Source organism: Clostridium sp. Cult1 (assembly GCF_021655095.1).
GTDB lineage: Bacteria > Bacillota > Clostridia > Tissierellales > Tepidimicrobiaceae > Schnuerera.
The window spans coordinates 725652-742873 of sequence record NZ_PPXW01000001.1 but is presented as its reverse complement, the minus strand read 5'-3'; the positions used below and the strand labels follow the sequence as shown (position 1 = coordinate 742873).

The following is a 17222-nucleotide window of genomic DNA, read 5'->3' as shown; positions in this document are numbered from 1 at the left end:
GGTATTTTGGAAAAGTCTAAACTTCATGAATTACTTAAAAATAAAAGTTTCGGAGAAATTTTATTTGATGAGCCTATGAAAAATCATACTTCTTTTAAAATAGGTGGACCAGCAGATGTAATGATAATACCTAGTGATGAAGATAATATTATAAAATCCATAAAATTCTGCAGAGATAATAATATAAAACATTTTATAATGGGGAATGGAACTAATTTATTAGTAAAGGATATAGGTATAAGGGGAGTTGTTATCAAAATTGCTAACGGCTTTGACAACATTAAGATAGATGGGGATAAAGTAGTTTGCCAAGGAGGAGCCCTATTGTCTGTAGTTGCAAAGAAAGTTTTGAGGGAATCTTTAACGGGTTTTGAATTTGCCAGTGGAATCCCAGGGACTATAGGAGGAGCTATTACTATGAATGCTGGAGCCTATGGTGGAGAGATGAAGGATATAGTAGCTAGAGTAAAGGTTTTAGATAAAAATAATAATATAGTAGAATTGACTAACCAAGAGATGAATTTTAGATATAGAGGTAGTACAGTTGTAGATCGAGGACTTGTGGTTTTAGAGGTAGAGTTACAGTTAGAAAAGGGAGAATACTCTCAAATAGAAGAAAAGATGAAGGATTTGACTCATAGACGAGTCTCGAAGCAACCTTTAGATTTGCCTAGTGGCGGTAGTACTTTTAAAAGACCTGTAGGACATTTTGCAGGAAAACTTATAGATGATGCAGGATTAAGGGGAATTAGATATGGAGATGCTCAGGTTTCTGAAAAACACTGTGGCTTTATAGTGAATCGAGGGGAAGCAACTTTCAATGAGGTTTCCACGCTTATAAAGACTGTTCAAAAAATTGTTTATGATAAATTCAATGTAATGCTAGAACCAGAAATAAAAATAATTGGTGATGATTAGAGAGGTTGAATATGAAGATTACAGGAGATTACCATACTCATACCATTTATAGTCATGGTAAAGGGACTATAAGAGATAATGTTGAAGCAGCCATAAAAAAAGGACTAAAAGAAATAGCTATATGTGATCACGGGCCAGCCCACTATTTATATGGTGTAAAGAAAAGTAAACTATTTGAAATGAGAGAGGAAATAGATAAATTAAATAAAGAGTATGCAAAAGATATAAAAATATTATTAGGAGTAGAAGCTAATGTAATTAGTTATGATGGTACTATAGATGTGGATTATGATATAATTAATATTATCGATATACTATTATTAGGATATCATTATGGAGTTACACCAAAATCCATAATCGATGGATTATTTATGTATATGGTAAATCCATTGTCTAAAATAGCACCAGTTTATAGGGAAAAAATTATAGAAAAAAATACTGAAGCGTTGATAAAGGCAATAAATAAATATCCAGTTGATATCATTACCCATCCTGGTTCTAAAGCTAAATTGGATATTGAAAAGCTTGGTAAAGCAGCTTTTACAAAAGGAGTAGCTTTAGAAATAAATTCTAACCATAGTCAGTTATCTGTAGAAAATATTAAGATAGCATTGAAAACAGAGGTGAATTTTTATATAAATAGTGATGCCCATGATCCAGAAAATGTAGCTAATTTAGAAAAGGGTATAGAGAGAGCAAAAAAAGCTAATGTACCTATTCATAGAATAAAAAATCTAGTGGATTAATCTTTGGAGGTGAATTTATATGGAATTTGTAATAATTACAGGAATGTCTGGAGCAGGTAAAAGTCAAGCAATGAAAGCTATGGAAGATATGGGCTATTATTGTATGGATAATCTACCTCCTACTCTACTCCCTAAGTTTGCTGAACTCTGCTATCAGTCTAAAAGGAATATAGACAAGGTAGCTGTAGTAGTAGATATTAGGGGAGGAATATTCTTTGAGGATTTATTTAAAGGATTAGAAGAATTAAATGAAGAAGGAATAAAATATAGTATTTTATTCTTAGATGCATTAGACCAGGTATTGATTAAAAGGTACAAGGAACTTAGAAGGCCTCACCCGTTAAATCCTAAAGGGGGAATATTAGATGGAATATCAGAAGAAAGGAAGCTACTTGAAGAAGTAAAAAAGAAGGCAGATTTTGTTATAGATACGTCCAGATTAACAATAGGAATGCTCAAGGAAGAAATATATAAGATATTCTTTGAAGGGCTAGAATTGAGAAAGTTAACAATATCTGTTGTATCCTTTGGCTTTAAACATGGTATGCTATTAGATGCAGATTTAGTGTTTGATGTAAGATTTATCCCAAATCCCTATTATATACCAGAATTAAAAGATTTTACTGGTGAAGATGAAAATGTGCAAAAGTATGTATTCCATTGGGATCAGACTAATACATTTGTAGAAAAATTAATGGATATGTTGGAGTTTCTCATTCCCTATTATATAAAAGAAGGTAAAACTCAATTAATAGTAGGAATAGGCTGTACTGGAGGAAAACACAGATCTGTTGCTATTGCAAAGGAGATAGAAAAAAGGTTAAAAGAACATGAACACAGGGCTATTGTAAGTCATAGAGATTACAAATTGTCATAAAGGGGCATAGATTTATGAATAAAAAATATAGACCAAAGTTAATAATCTTAGGCTGGATATCTCTAGGAGTCCTTGGAATATTTCTATTAATGATTGGGCTTTCAGAGTTTATATATAAATTTTTCATTAATTATAGAATTAGTTTAAAAATTATTTTATCAATAGTTGGGATTACTTTAATTGTATTTTCCATTAAAAGATCCTTTTTCGAAACCATAAATGGAGTGAAGAAAAATGGATTAAATGGCAATATAAGTGGAAATGATATTAGCAATATGATTTATAGGGATAAGATACTCTCTAAAGGACCAAAGGTGGTAGTCATAGGAGGAGGGACTGGGTTATCTGTATTGCTAAGAGGTCTTAAAGAATATACATCTAATATAACTGCAATTGTAACAGTAGCAGATGATGGTGGAGGCTCAGGAATATTAAGAGAAGATTTAGGCATGCTTCCTCCAGGAGATATCAGGTCCTGTATATTAGCATTGGCTAATACAGAGCCTACCATGGAAAAATTACTCCAGTATAGATTTAACGAAGGACTGCTAAAGGGCCAGAACTTTGGGAACCTATTTATTGCTGCTATGAACGAAATATATGGAAGCTTTGAAATGGCAATAAAGGAAACAAGTAATGTATTAGCCGTGACTGGAAAGGTTTTACCCATGACATTAGAAGACGTAACTTTATACGCAGTATTGGAGAATGGACATACTGTAAAAGGTGAATCTGAGATTCCTTTAAAAAACAAAGAATTGTCTAGTAAAATAAAGCGAATTTATATGGAACCTATAGTAAGTTATCCTTTAGTTGAAGCTGTAGAAGCTATAGGAGATGCCGACTTAATAGTGTTGGGGCCTGGAAGTTTATATACCAGTGTAGTACCTAATCTATTGGTTAATAACATGGTAGATACTATTTATAAAGCAAAGGGTTCAAAAGTATATATCACAAATGTAATGACTCAACCAGGGGAAACCGACGGATATACGGTATTAGATCATGTAAATGGGATACTTACACATAGCAGAGAAGACCTTTTAGATTATGTAGTTATCAATGTAGAAGAAATACCAAAAGAAACTCTAAATAAATATGCATCAGATGGTTCTGAACCTGTGGTTTTAGGAGAAGAAGATGAAGATATATTGAACTCTAAAGGTATTCAAGTAATAAAAGAAAATTTAATAGATATTAAGAAAGAATATATTCGTCATGATTCCATAGAATTAAGCAGAATATTAATAGAAATAGCTAAAAACAGAGTAAGCAAAGATCATGTATAAAGGGGCGATCTGAATCGCCCCTTAAATTATTAACTTTTTTTAACTTCTTCTAGCATTCTAGATATCAAACCGCCAGCAGATTTCTTTGTAAGATTATCATAATTTACAGTTGTATTTAATTCTTCTGCCAATTTTTTAATAGTTTCTAACTGTCTTTTAGTTGGAGGCTCTAATAGGTTTGGCATATAATCATCTTCAGTTTCGTTCATCGAATCTTCTAAAGATAATTCTTCAAAGGCTGTCATTCCCACATTGGTCAAATCCCTTAAAACTCTTGCTTTAGCACGGGTAGAAGCCATTCTAATTAAATGAGGCACTATAGTAGAGTTAACGGATCGAGGACTAGCATCGCCTAAATCAGTATATACTTCATTTTCCGTTGTAGCAGTGGCCTTACAAATGGCTGTCATATTGTTTTCCTTTGTGGGAATTTGAATTAGTTCTACCTGTATAGATTTCAAATTCCGTTGGTGAGCTAAATCTAATAGGCCTTCATAAGTTACATAAGATTTGCCCTGTAAATTTATAATAAACTTTTCATTAATACTCATTAAACCACCTCATCTATATTTTACAAATATTGCTTGAAATTAAACGTGGAAATATTAAGCAATTCTATTATATCATAGGTGGTTCATTAGTATATTAAATTAGATATAAAATGCCTAGCTTTATAGTATTCTCTATGGCATCCTTGTGAGTTCTTTCAAAAGAATGGGAAGCATCTACACCAGGTCCGATTAATCCTACCTTAAAATCATAACCTGCTCTTAATGCTGCTGAACCATCAGAACCATAGTAGGGATATATATCGATTTTATAATTTATATCATTTTCTTTTGCTAAATTTACTAGTTTATTTTTTAATTCTAAATCATAAGGACCAGAACTGTCCTTTGCACATATAGTTACACTATATTCATCAGAAGTTTGGCCTTCTCCAGGGGCAGCCATATCTACAGCAATAAATTCAAAAGTCTTTTCAGGAATGGCTGCACTAGCACCATGACCTACTTCTTCATAATTACTAATAAAGAAGTTAGTAGTATATTTAGGTTTAATATTATTATCAATTAGATATTTGGCAATTCCTAATAGAGAAACTACACCAGCTTTATCGTCTAAATGCCTAGATTTCACAAATCCACTCTCAGTAACTATCGTTCTAGGATCGAAGAAAATAAAATCACCTACATTAATTCCTAATTTTTCCACATCCTCTTTAGAGGAAACTTTTTCGTCTAATCTAATTTCCATATTATCCATATTTCTTTCTAAAGTTTTAGTTCCTTCTCCATGAACATGGGAGGAGGCTTTAGTGGTTAAAATGGTGCCAGAATATAGTTTTCCATTGCTATTTTCTATATTAACATATTCCCCTTCTATAGTACTCCAAACGTAACCTCCAATTTGAGTTAGTTTAATTCTTCCACTGGATTTAATTTCTTTTACCATTCCGCCTAAAGTGTCTACATGACCAGACAATGTAATCTCTTTTTCTTGATTTTCACCTGAAATAGTAGCAATTAATGCTCCTTTATTAGTCCTATATGTAGGAACACCTAAAGAATTAAATTCTTTCTCAACAAAGTCTATTGCCTTCTTTGTATTACCTGAAGGACTTGGAATGTTGAGTAAATTTACCAGTTTGTTTATTACATAATCCATATCCAATTTCATATAAAAAACCTCCTTTGAAAATTTGTCCTCTATTTATTATATCATCTAAATATTGTATTAAAGAAACTATTTAAAAATTTTAGCATAATATTTATATTTGTAGTATAATAAGCTTAATATCCATATAGTTAATATAATGGGAGTTGGTTTTAGTGGTTGAAGAAGTAAGTGCTGGGGGTGTAGTGATATTTGGTAACGCTATATTGTTACTGAAAAAATTTAATGGAGATTGGGTATTACCTAAGGGAAGAGTTGAAAAAGGTGAAAACATAAGAGAAGCTGCTATTAGAGAGGTAATGGAAGAAAGTGGAGTAAAGGCTGAGATAATAAAGTATATAGGTATGGTCCATTATACCTATAAAAATATAAAAGAAGATGAAACCGTCTTTAAAACAGTTCATTGGTACCTTATGAAGGCTAATAGCATGGAATCAGTACCCCAGAAAAAAGAAGGTTTTATAGAAGCTACTTTTGTTCATAAAGATAGGGTTAAGGATTTAGTCAGATATAATGATGAGCGAAAAATAATAAAAAAAGTGTTAAAATTAATTTAAATTAATATAAAATTAAGTAGGAGAGATATAATGTCTTTTTCATCAACAACTAAAAATGAATTATCTAGATTACCTATAGAAGATAGAGCTTGTGCTATAGCGGAGTTAGCTGCTATTGTTAGAATGAGTGGTACAATTCAAATAACTGGAATGAAACGCATAAGTTTGAAATTTGGTACGGAAAACGCTGCCATTGCAAGAAGGATATTCAGTTTGTTAAAAATTTTATATACTACAGATGTGGAAGTAATAGTAAGGAGGAATAGACAATTAAAAAAGAATAACAACTATTTGATAATCGTAAATAGTATGGAAATAACTAGAGATATATTAAGGGATGTAGGATTTTTTACAGATGAAGATAGTAGTTACTATGCTATAGATTATAAAACCCCAAAAAATCTAATTGAGGATAGATCTTGTAGAAGAGCTTATATTAGAGGAGCTTTTTTAGGAGGTGGTTCTATTAGTAATCCAGAAAAAGCCTATCATTTGGAGTTTGTAACCAATAGCTTAGAACATGGCAAAGATCTATCTGAAATAATAAACTCTTTTGACTTAGATTCAAAGATAGTGGAAAGAAAGGAAAACTATATAGTTTATATTAAAGAAGGGGGACAAATTGTAGATATATTAAATATAATGGGGGCTCATCAGGCTTTACTCAAATTTGAAGATATTAGGGTTTTTAAAGATGTAAGAAACAATATTAATCGACTTGTTAATTGTGAAACTGCTAATCTAACTAAAACTATAGATGCATCTTTGCGTCAAGTGGAGAATATCGAATATATAGATAGTAAAATTGGGATTCATAAACTACCTAAAAGTCTTCAGGAAGTTGCTAGGTTAAGATTGCAATATAGAGAAGCTAGCCTTAAGGAATTAGGAACCATGTTAAAACCTCCAGTAGGAAAGTCTGGGGTAAATCATAGATTTAGAAGAATTGACGAAATTGCCGAAGATTTAAAAAGAAAGGAGAATGAGACTTGATAAGAAAAAATGTAATTCTAAATAATGAAGTTGGGCTTCATGCCAGACCTGCAGCATTATTTGTCCAAGCAGCGAATAAGTTTTCTAGTAATGTATATATTGAGTTAGAAGGTAGAAAGGTAAATGGTAAAAGTATAATTGGAGTCATGTCTTTAGGTGCATTCCATGGAGAAGAAATTACCTTAATCGTTAATGGTGAAGACGAAAAGGAAGCTATGGAAGAATTGTCAAAATTAGTAGAAAATGGATTGAAAGATCTATAACAACAAAATCCCTTCATTGAAGGGATTGTTTTGATTATATAATCTTATTCATCACATTATCTATTAAAGATAAATCAATAACCCTAAAATCATCAAGAACCCTCTCTGTCCAGTTAGGGGTAGGTTTATTATGAATAAATTTTTTAGCAGTGGCAATGCTTTCTTCAATAATCATCAAATCATCATAATCCATAGTGTTCTTATCTTTACTTATCATTATAGTTTTATAAGGAGTTTCGTTAGGTTTTACACTTCCAGAAAGAGGATGGGTCATTAATTTATGTCCTTTATGAATCTTATCCCTTACATATTCTAATACATCTAAATAAGTAAAATCCTCATCGTATTTAATTTCAATAGTATCTTTATACTTTTCATATACATATTTGTTATTTGTAACTATAATATTTTCCATCTCTAACCTCCATAACTTTTAATACATTTATTGTATCATAAAGTAGAACTTAGTAGAAGATTATGAAAGGTAGTTTTATTTATTTTTGTTTATGATAAAATAAAGATATGAATATACTTAGAAAGGGTTTTATTATGGCTTATCAAAAGAATTTTGTCCATTTACACGTGCATACTGAATACAGTTTATTAGACGGTTCCAGTAAGATAGGAGACCTTTTAGATAGAACTAAAGAATTGGGAATGGATACTATAGCCATAACAGATCATGGTTCTATGTTTGGAGTGGTAGAATTCTATAAACAAGCTAAAAAAAGGGGAATTAAACCCATACTAGGATCTGAAGTCTATATTGCCATAAACAAGTACAAGGAAAAGGAGCCTAAGGACAAGAATCAATACCATTTGGTGTTATTGGCGGAAAATAATTTAGGTTATCAAAATCTGATGAAAATAGTTTCAGAAGGATATGTAAATGGTTTTTATTATAAACCAAGAGTAGACCATGATGTATTAGAAAAATATAGCCAAGGAATAATTGCACTAAGCGGTTGTTTAGGAGGGGAAATCCCTAAACATTTATTAGATGGAAACTATAAAAAAGCAAAAGAAATAGCCCTTAAATATAATAATATATTTGGACAGAATAATTTTTTCTTAGAGATACAGGATCATGGCATGGAAGAACAAAAAAGGATTAATGAGCAGCTCTTAAAATTGAGTGAAGAAACTGGAATACCATTAGTAGCAACTAATGATGTTCATTATTTAAGAAGAGAAGATGCAATAGTTCATGATGTACTTCTATGTATCCAAACGGGAAAGACTATAGATGATAGGGATAGGATGAGATTTCCTACAAATGAATTTTATTTAAAATCTTATGATGAAATGAAAGATATATTTAGCTTTGTAGAAGAAGCTTTAATGAATACCCTTTGGATTGGAGAAAGATGTAATGTTACTTTAGATTTTGACACCCTACATTTACCCGGATTTAAGGTTCCAGAAGGATATACCAATATAGAATATTTGAAAAAGCTATGTATGGATGGATTGCAGAAAAGATATGAAAGAATTACCCCGGAAATAATAGATAGATTTAATTATGAATTTAACACTATAGTAGAAATGGGATATGTGGATTATTTTCTAATAGTTTGGGATTTTATTAAATTTGCAAAGGATAATGAAATAATGGTGGGACCTGGGAGAGGTTCAGCTGCAGGAAGCATTGTATCCTATGCTTTAGGTATTATCGACATAGACCCATTAGAATACGATTTATTATTTGAAAGGTTTTTAAACCCTGAACGAGTTTCTATGCCAGATATAGATATAGATTTTTGTTATGAGAGAAGAGAAGAAGTAATAGATTATGTGGTGGAAAAGTACGGAGAAGATAGAGTTGCACAAATAGTTACCTTCGGAACTATGGCTGCTCGAGGTGCTATTAGAGATGTAGGAAGAGCTATAAACATGGCCTATGGTGAGGTAGATTATATTGCTAAACAAATCCCAATGGAACTAGGGATGACTATTTCTAAAGCATTAGAAATTAATAAGACTTTAAGACAAGCCTATGAATCCAAAGAAGAGGTTAAAAATCTAATAGATTTGGCCATGGCAGTAGAAGGCCTACCAAGGCATACCTCTACTCATGCAGCTGGTGTAGTGATTTCAAAGGAGCCTATTACTACCTATGTGCCCTTATCGAGAAATAATGATGCCATAACTACTCAATTTAATATGATAGAACTAGAAGAATTAGGTCTTCTCAAGATGGATTTTTTGGGGTTGAGAACTCTTACGGTAATTAGGGATGCTGTAAATTTAATAGAGAAAAACCATGGAATAAAAATTGATTTTTCTAATTTAAGTTACGATGATCCTAAAGTATTAGAGCTATTCACTAAAGGTGAAACTTTAGGAATATTTCAGTTTGAATCGGCAGGTATGAGACAGTTTTTAAAGGAATTAAAACCTAATATGTTTGAAAACCTAATAGCTGCCAATTCTCTATATAGACCAGGACCTATGAATCAGATTCCTCAATATATTGCCAATAAGAATAACCCTGAAAATATTAAGTATCTACATCCTAAACTTAAACCCATTTTAGATGTAACCTATGGTTGTATTGTTTATCAAGAGCAGGTAATGCAGATAGTAAGAGATATAGGTGGTTTTACCATGGGAGGTGCAGATTTATTAAGACGTGCCATGGGGAAAAAGAAGATGGATGTGATGGAAGAGGAAAGAAGAAGGTTTATTTATGGAGACTCCAATGAGAAAGGAGAAGTAATAATAGAGGGAGCTTTAAGAAACGGCGTAGATGAAAAATCTGCCAATAGGATATATGATTTGATGATTGATTTTGCCAAATATGCTTTCAACAAAAGTCATTCGGCAGCCTATGCTGTAGTAGCATATAGAACTGCTTGGCTTAAATATTATTATCCAGTAGAATTTATGGCTGCTCTAATAAGTAGTGTAATGGGAGATACCAATTCTGTTTCTTTATATATACAAGAGTGTAAAAGGTTAGGAATAGAAATATTGCCGCCAGATATTAATGAAAGTTTTAAAAAATTCACCGTTGTGGATGGAAAGATTAGATTTGGTTTAATGGCAATAAAAAATGTTGGAGATAACTTTATAGAGGTAATTATAAAAGCAAGAGAGGATGGCGTTTTTACAAGTTTTACAGATTTTTGTGAAAGAATTGAGAGCATTGATCCTTCAGTAATGAATAAAAGGGCAGTAGAAAGCCTTATAAAATGTGGGGCTATGAATAGTTTGGGAGGAAACAGAGCCCAATTATTAGCCATATTTGAAAAAACTATGGATGGAATTCATGCAGATAGAAAAAGAAATATAGATGGACAATTTTCCATGTTTGAGACAATAGATACTAAAATTACAAAGGATAATTTGCCAGATTTAAAGGAATTTCCTCAAAAGAATTTATTAGCTATGGAAAAGGAAATGCTAGGTATCTACATTAGCGGACATCCACTAAAACCTTATGAAGAAGAACTTAATAAAATATCCACAATAACTACTTCTGAATTGCTGCAAGCTCAAGAGCAGTTAGAAGAAAGTTTAAATAAAAATATTGATGGAGCAAAGATAGTAATTGGCGGTATCATTGTCTCAAAGAAGAATAAAATAACAAAGAATAATAATATGATGGCCTTTATTACTTTGGAGGATTTATATGGTGCTATTGAATGTATTGTATTTCCTGCTACTTATGACAGGTATAGCAGATTAATAGATGAGGATAGTTTAGTGGTAATCGAAGGTAAAGTTAGTTTAAATGAAGAGGAAGATCCTAAAGTAATTTGCGAGAAGATAACTCCATTAAATAAATATAAAAAGGGAAGAGTCTATTTAAAGATATCTAAAGAAAAACCTTTAACTACATTTAATTCTATTAAAAAAATACTATCTAAATTTAAAGGGGAAACTCCAGTATATGTATATATGGAAGGAGATAGAAGGACGGTAATGGCACAAAGAGATCTTTGGGTAGATGCAGACCAGGAGTTGTTAATAGAGGAATTGGCAAAAATATTGGGAAAAGATAATATTAGGGTTTCCTAATGCGTTAATACGTTAAAATTTATTTGGTTTTATGATATAATTGTAAATATGAATATTTTATAGAATATCCTTAACATATATTATTAGTTAGGAGAGTGTAAAAATGTGGACTGCAGTTTATTTGGCTACAGGCTTAGATACAGCAATTAGAATAGAAAAAAAATTAGAAAATGAAGGATTCTTAGTAAAAAAACAGCTATTTTCTAAAGAAGGAGATGAGGAACTATACGAAATACTAGCTCCAGAGTTTGAAGCCAATGAAATACAAGCAGTACTTTTTGATTTAGGTATTATTTAACTGAATATTTCATAATCAGGAGGAAAAGATATGAAGACAATAGGTATATTAACTAGTGGTGGAGATGCACCAGGCATGAATGCAGCTATAAGATCGGTAGTAAGGACGTCCATATACAATAAGACAAATATTTTAGGAATTAAGCAGGGCTACAATGGGTTATTAAATGGGGAAATTGAAGAGATGAATTTATCTTCTGTGGCAGATATAGTCCATAGAGGAGGTACTATGTTAAGAAGTGCTAGATGTGATGAGTTCAAGACTGAAGAAGGATTAAGAAAGGCATTAAATGTCATAAATATTTTTGGTATAGACGGTTTAATAATACTAGGTGGAGATGGAACTTTTAAAGGTGCAAAAAATTTAAGTGATGCAGGTGTACCAACTATTTGTATTCCTTGTACTATAGACAATGATATGGGTTATACAGACTATACTATAGGTTTTTTTACTGCTGTAGAAACAGTGGTAGATGCTATTAGTAAAATAAGGGATACTTCTACATCCCATGGTCGAGCCAATATAGTTGAAGTGATGGGAAGAAAATGTGGTGATATAGCCCTTTATTCTGGACTAGCAGGTGGAGCAGAAAGTATTATCGTTCCAGAAGTTGAGTTTGACATAGACGATGTATGTAAGAAAATCATTCAAGGTAGGAATAGAGGCAAGCTTCATCATATTATAGCGTTAGCAGAAGGAGTAGGGAATGCTTATGAAGTAGCAAAAGAAATTGAAGAAAAAACTGGTACTGAAACTAGGGTTACTATATTAGGGCATATACAAAGAGGAGGGACACCTACTGCATTTGATAGAATTTTGGCTAGTAAAATGGGGAATAAGGCGGTAGAATTATTATTGTCAGAAGAAACAGGGAAAGCTTTAGGAATTAAATGCAATAAATTGGTTAGCATGGATCTAGAGGAAGCATTAAATACAAAAAAAGAATTCGACAAAAATATGTATGATATTGCAAAAATATTATCTATATAAGAAAGAGGTGAAATTATGAAAAAAACAAAAATTGTTTGTACTATAGGACCAGCTTCTGAGAGAGAAGAAATTTTACGACAGTTATTTTTAAATGGAATGAATGTAGCTAGACTTAATTTTTCACATGGAAATCATGAAGAACATAAAAAGAGAATTGATATAATAAAAAAATTAAGGGAAGAACTAGGGTTGCCTATAGGAATTATGTTGGATACAAAAGGGCCAGAAATAAGATTAGGTAATTTTAGCCAAGAATCAATAGAATTAGGGGATGGGGATTCTTTTGTCCTTACAACAAGAGATATAGTAGGAGATGAATCCATAGCTAATGTATCTTATAAGGGGATTGTAAAGGATATAAATACTGGTAATAGAATACTCATAGATGATGGTTTAGTAGAGTTGAAAGTTGTTGAAATCCTTAACGATACGGATATTAAGTGTACTGTTCTCAATGGCGGGACATTAAAAGACCATAAGGGTGTAAATATACCCAACGTAGCTATTAATTTACCAGCAGTAACAAAAAAGGATATTGAAGACATCAAATTTGGAATTAAAAATGGCATAGATTTTGTTGCAGCTTCATTTATTAGAAAGGCAGAAGATGTTTTAGAAATAAGAAAAATATTGGAGGAAAATGGTGGAGAACATATCGACATCATATCTAAGATAGAAAACCAAGAGGGCGTAGATAATATTGATGAAATAATAAAAGCATCTGACGGAATAATGGTAGCTAGAGGAGATTTAGGAGTTGAAATAGAGACTGAGGAAATTCCACTTATCCAAAAACAAATAATTAGAAAATGTAATATTGCTGGAAAACCGGTAATCACAGCTACTCAAATGTTAGATTCTATGATGAGAAACCCAAGACCTACAAGAGCTGAAGTAACAGATGTAGCAAATGCCATCCTTGATGGAACTGATTCCATAATGTTATCGGGAGAAACGGCAGCAGGGAAATATCCTGTAGAATCTGTGAAGACTATGCATAATATTGCCACAAGAACTGAGACATCTTCTGAATACTTAGAAATATTGAAGTCTAAACTAATAGATAAAAATATTTCTACAACTAATGCTATTAGTAAAGCCACTTGTACAACAGCAGAAGATTTAGAAGCTAGTGCAATTATTACTGCTACTTCATCCGGATATACATCTAAGGCTATATCAAAATTTAGACCAAAGGCTCCAATAATTGCTGCTACAACAACTGAAAGAGTGATGAGAAAATTATCTTTAGTATGGGGAGTCTACCCTGTATTATCATTAAAAAGTGATGTCACTGATGAAGTAATAGATAGGTCAATCCATAGTGCTATGGAAAAAGGCTATATTAAAGAGGGAGATTTAATAATAATTACAGCTGGCATACCTGTAGGTGTTTCAGGAACTACCAACTTAATAAAAGTTCATACTGTAGGAAAGGTACTAGTGAAAGGTTTTGGTATCGGCAGGGCATCTGTTACTGGGAAAGTATGTATCGGTAGTAATAAAGAAGAATTAGAGAGCAAGTTTAAAGCAGGAGATATTTTAGTGAGTGAATTTACTGATAAAGATATGGTAGATTTTATGAAGCAAGCTTCAGCCATAATAGTAGAACAAGGAGGACTAACGTCTCATGCAGCAATAGTTGGATTAAACCTTGAAAAAGCAACAATTGTAGGCGCAAAAGATGTTACAAAGATATTAAATGATGGAGATATAGTCACTGTAGATACTGTTACAGGGCTAGTTTATAAAGGAGAGGCCAGAGTTCTCTAGGAGTTGATAATTCATGGAGAGTTGTACATCAATAAGGGTAAGATACAAGGAAACAGATCAGATGGGAGTAGTATATCATGGTAATTATTTTACTTGGTTTGATATAGGACGGACTGAGTTTTTTAGAGGTCTCAACATGGTATATGGACAATTAGAAGAGACAGGAATTCTTCTACCTGTAATTGAGGCAAACTGTCAATATATAAAACCAGCCAAATACGATGATGAAATAATAATATGTACTAAATTGGTGAAACTAAAAGGGGTAAGGTTAGAATTTGAATACACCTTACGTAAAAAGAAAGATAATTTATTAATTGCAAAAGGTAGCACTATTCACGCCTTTGTAGATAAAGATTTAAAACCTATAAATTTTAAAAAAAAGTATAGGGAAATTTGGGACCTGTTAGGAGAAACAATATGAGAAAAATTGTTTGGCTATTAATTTTACTGCCTATATTGGATTTATATATACTGATCAAAGCCTCGCAAACTATGGGATTTGGCATTACTGTGGTTCTAATAATATTAACGGGAATTGCAGGATATTATTTAGCAAAAACAGAAGGAAAATTGGTCATACGGAGTATAAATAATTCTATGTCTCAAGGAAATATACCAGGAAATGAGATACTAATTGGACTTTCTATTCTAGTTGGTGGATTTTTGTTATTATTGCCTGGAATTGTTACAGATATAATCGGAATAACTATGGTATTACCTGGATCTAGAAATTTTTATAAAGAATATTTTAAGACAAAAATTGAAAAAATGATTAATAGAGGCTATACTAAAATTATGATTAGATGGTAATATATTATTAAATAGGGCACACCCAGTGCTCTATTTTTCTGGAAAGGAGCTCCTTATGGGTCAATTTAAAATTGGAGATAAAATAAAATTAAATATTATAGATATAAGCAATGAAGGTATGGGAGTAGGAAGACATGAAGGATTTACATTTTTTGTTGAGGGAGGAATTTTAGGAGACAGAGTATTTTTTGAAATAGCAGAGTTAAAGAAAAGATATGGGATAGGAAAGACATTAGAAATATTAGAAAAATCCCCTTATAGGATAGAATCTAAATGTAAGTTCTTTTCACAGTGTGACGGATGTCAACTTCAAAATTTAGATTATAATAAGCAATTGGAATTAAAAAGGAATATAGTGGAAAACAATTTGAAGCGAATAGGGAAGATAGAAAATGTGGTTGTAAATGATACTATAGGCATGGAGTATCCTTTTAGATATAGGAATAAGGTAGAATTTAAAGTAGGGAAAAATTATAGAATAGGCTATTATAAAAGAGGAACCCATGATATTGTACCTGTAGATAAATCTATTATTCAAAATGAAATTGTAGATGATATATTAATTTTAATTAAAGAATATATGGAAAAATTTAAAGTAGAAGGCTATGATAGGAAGAGTAAAAAAGGTATAATTAAAAATTTGTTAATAAGAACAACTAAGGATAATAAAGCTATGGTAGTAATTGTAACAAAATCTGAAAACCTTCCTTACAAAAAGGAGCTAATAGAAATGTTAACTTTTCCAGACAAGAGAGTCTTTACTTTTTCTTCTGATACTATAGTAAGTATATACCAAAATGTAAAAGAGAATGATACATCGGTAGCATTAGGAGCTAAAGATATAAAACTATATGGAGAAGATAGGATTTTAGATTATATAGGAGAATACAAATTTTTGATTTCACCAAAATCCTTCTTTCAAGTAAACCCTGTGCAAACGGAAGTATTGTATGACAAAGTGGTAGAGTATCTAGACTTAAAAGGAAGTGAAACTGTAGCAGATTTATATTGCGGAATAGGTACTATATCCTTATTTATATCAAAGTATGCAAAAAAGGTATATGGTGTGGAAATTATAAAGGAAGCTATAGAAGATGCCAATGAAAATAAAGAGTTAAACGGAGTAAACAATGTAGAATTCATATTAGGTAGAAGCGAGGATATATTACCAAAGTTAAACAAAAAGGGAATTAAGCTTGATGCTATAGTAGTAGACCCTCCTAGGAAAGGCCTTGATAAGGCATTAATAGATTCCATAATAGATGCAAATCCAGAAAAAATCATCTATGTATCCTGCAATCCAGCAACATTGGCTAGAGATTTAGGTTATCTGGTTAAAAAAGGCTATAAGGTACTAGAAGCACAACCAGTGGATATGTTTCCGCATACTGTTCATGTGGAGTGCGTGATAGAGATACAAAAGGTTCAATCATCGAAATAGCTCGATTTTTCAAGGCTTCCGACGGTTTACAATTTGTTAAAAATAAGGATGGTTACAGCAGCAAAAAGCCTATTTCTGAGTTAGAGATAGGAATAGCTGTTCGGATGTCGTGTAAGTAGATACAAGAAGATTATGATGATACATAAGATGAAGGATTTTATGAATAAATTTCCTTGTGAAATAGCTTAGGTTTTTAGGGGTTATATTCTAAAGCAAATTGATATTTTATAGGAGAGGTTTATTGAAGAGAGTAATTAAGGGTGGTATAATTGTTTAGGTAAGGAGGCTTTAAATATGTATACAAGTATTGCAGTAGTAGATATTACTTTATCTCACTTATAGTTAAAAGAGGTAAAGGAGGTAAAGGTATGGGTATATTTTCTATATTTGTTATTGAGAGATTTCATTATAAACCAAATCAAAAATAATTGGTTATAATGGGCTCTTAAGATTAGTTCATTATAACCACTATTAAGCCCCCTAACCTATTTGGACAATCGCACACTAATTTAGTAAAATAAAAATTAATGGGAGGTTGTCTAAATTGAGGGGTAAAGGTAAAAG

At 31.7% G+C, this 17222-nt stretch carries 18 protein-coding genes; 15 read left to right on the top strand and 3 right to left on the bottom strand.

From position 1 onward, the window contains the following. Positions 1 to 6: 6 nt before the first annotated feature. Genes murB through C3E89_RS03570 form a run of 4 tightly spaced genes read left to right on the top strand, consistent with a single transcriptional unit; the run spans position 7 to position 3830 of the window. A complete protein-coding gene (murB, locus tag C3E89_RS03585; RefSeq protein ID WP_236911122.1) occupies positions 7 to 918 on the top strand; it encodes a UDP-N-acetylmuramate dehydrogenase in 912 nt (303 codons plus the stop codon). An 11-nt stretch (positions 919 to 929) separates the two neighbouring features. Continuing rightward, a complete protein-coding gene (locus C3E89_RS03580) occupies positions 930 to 1664 on the top strand; it encodes a PHP domain-containing protein (RefSeq protein ID WP_236911121.1) in 735 nt (244 codons plus the stop codon). Positions 1665 to 1683: 19 nt separating this feature from the next. Further along, on the top strand, positions 1684 to 2541 hold the full coding sequence (gene rapZ, locus C3E89_RS03575; protein WP_236911120.1) for an RNase adapter RapZ: 858 nt from the start codon (positions 1684 to 1686) through the stop codon (positions 2539 to 2541). A 14-nt stretch (positions 2542 to 2555) separates the two neighbouring features. Further along, a complete protein-coding gene (locus C3E89_RS03570; protein ID WP_236911119.1) occupies positions 2556 to 3830 on the top strand; it encodes a gluconeogenesis factor YvcK family protein in 1275 nt (424 codons plus the stop codon). A gap of 29 nt (positions 3831 to 3859) precedes the next feature. Here the strand turns inward: C3E89_RS03570 and C3E89_RS03565 are convergent, their stop codons facing one another. Further along, the gene (locus tag C3E89_RS03565; RefSeq protein WP_236911118.1) at positions 3860 to 4381 is read right to left on the bottom strand and encodes a hypothetical protein; all 522 of its coding nucleotides are present in this window, start codon (positions 4379 to 4381) and stop codon (positions 3860 to 3862) included. A gap of 94 nt (positions 4382 to 4475) precedes the next feature. After that, entirely contained in the window at positions 4476 to 5510 is a 1035-nt protein-coding gene (locus C3E89_RS03560) for a M42 family metallopeptidase (RefSeq protein ID WP_236911117.1), read from the bottom strand. A gap of 152 nt (positions 5511 to 5662) precedes the next feature. Here C3E89_RS03560 and C3E89_RS03555 point away from each other — a divergent pair, with 152 nt between their 5' ends. Genes C3E89_RS03555 through C3E89_RS03545 form a run of 3 tightly spaced genes read left to right on the top strand, consistent with a single transcriptional unit; the run spans position 5663 to position 7320 of the window. Continuing rightward, a complete protein-coding gene (locus C3E89_RS03555) occupies positions 5663 to 6064 on the top strand; it encodes an NUDIX hydrolase (protein WP_236911116.1) in 402 nt (133 codons plus the stop codon). Between the two features lie 30 nt (positions 6065 to 6094). Beyond that, a complete protein-coding gene (gene whiA, locus C3E89_RS03550) occupies positions 6095 to 7057 on the top strand; it encodes a DNA-binding protein WhiA (protein WP_236911115.1) in 963 nt (320 codons plus the stop codon). Beyond that, a complete protein-coding gene (locus C3E89_RS03545) occupies positions 7054 to 7320 on the top strand; it encodes an HPr family phosphocarrier protein (protein WP_236911114.1) in 267 nt (88 codons plus the stop codon). Before whiA ends, C3E89_RS03545 begins: the two co-directional genes overlap by 4 nt. Positions 7321 to 7354: 34 nt before the next feature. On the opposite strand, the gene C3E89_RS03540 is transcribed toward C3E89_RS03545, so the two are convergent. After that, the gene (locus C3E89_RS03540; RefSeq protein WP_236911113.1) at positions 7355 to 7735 is read right to left on the bottom strand and encodes a GrdX family protein; all 381 of its coding nucleotides are present in this window, start codon (positions 7733 to 7735) and stop codon (positions 7355 to 7357) included. Between the two features lie 134 nt (positions 7736 to 7869). Between C3E89_RS03540 and C3E89_RS03535 the strand changes: the two genes are divergently transcribed. The 8 genes from C3E89_RS03535 (at position 7870) to C3E89_RS13490 (ending at position 17086) form a co-directional block, all read left to right on the top strand. Next, on the top strand, positions 7870 to 11343 hold the full coding sequence (locus C3E89_RS03535) for a DNA polymerase III subunit alpha (RefSeq protein ID WP_236911112.1): 3474 nt from the start codon (positions 7870 to 7872) through the stop codon (positions 11341 to 11343). Between the two features lie 103 nt (positions 11344 to 11446). Next, positions 11447 to 11641, top strand: a complete 195-nt coding sequence (locus C3E89_RS03530) for a hypothetical protein (RefSeq protein ID WP_236911111.1) — start codon at positions 11447 to 11449, stop codon at positions 11639 to 11641. A gap of 30 nt (positions 11642 to 11671) precedes the next feature. Next, on the top strand, positions 11672 to 12631 hold the full coding sequence (gene pfkA / locus C3E89_RS03525; protein WP_236911110.1) for a 6-phosphofructokinase: 960 nt from the start codon (positions 11672 to 11674) through the stop codon (positions 12629 to 12631). A 15-nt stretch (positions 12632 to 12646) separates the two neighbouring features. Further along, complete coding sequence (pyk, locus tag C3E89_RS03520; protein WP_236911109.1) at positions 12647 to 14404, top strand: pyruvate kinase; 1758 nt, start codon at positions 12647 to 12649, stop codon at positions 14402 to 14404. Positions 14405 to 14417: 13 nt separating this feature from the next. Further along, positions 14418 to 14828 (top strand): acyl-CoA thioesterase, encoded by a 411-nt coding sequence (locus tag C3E89_RS03515; protein WP_236911108.1) that lies wholly within the window; start codon positions 14418 to 14420, stop codon positions 14826 to 14828. Further along, positions 14825 to 15217, top strand: coding sequence for an FxsA family protein (locus tag C3E89_RS03510; RefSeq protein ID WP_236911107.1), 393 nt, complete (start codon positions 14825 to 14827; stop codon positions 15215 to 15217). The genes C3E89_RS03515 and C3E89_RS03510 overlap by 4 nt, the downstream gene beginning before the upstream one ends. A gap of 55 nt (positions 15218 to 15272) precedes the next feature. After that, entirely contained in the window at positions 15273 to 16658 is a 1386-nt protein-coding gene (gene rlmD / locus C3E89_RS03505; RefSeq protein WP_236911106.1) for a 23S rRNA (uracil(1939)-C(5))-methyltransferase RlmD, read from the top strand. Positions 16659 to 17026: 368 nt separating this feature from the next. Beyond that, a complete protein-coding gene (locus C3E89_RS13490) occupies positions 17027 to 17086 on the top strand; it encodes an erythromycin resistance leader peptide (protein ID WP_442870606.1) in 60 nt (19 codons plus the stop codon). The last annotated feature ends 136 nt before the right edge of the window (positions 17087 to 17222 follow it).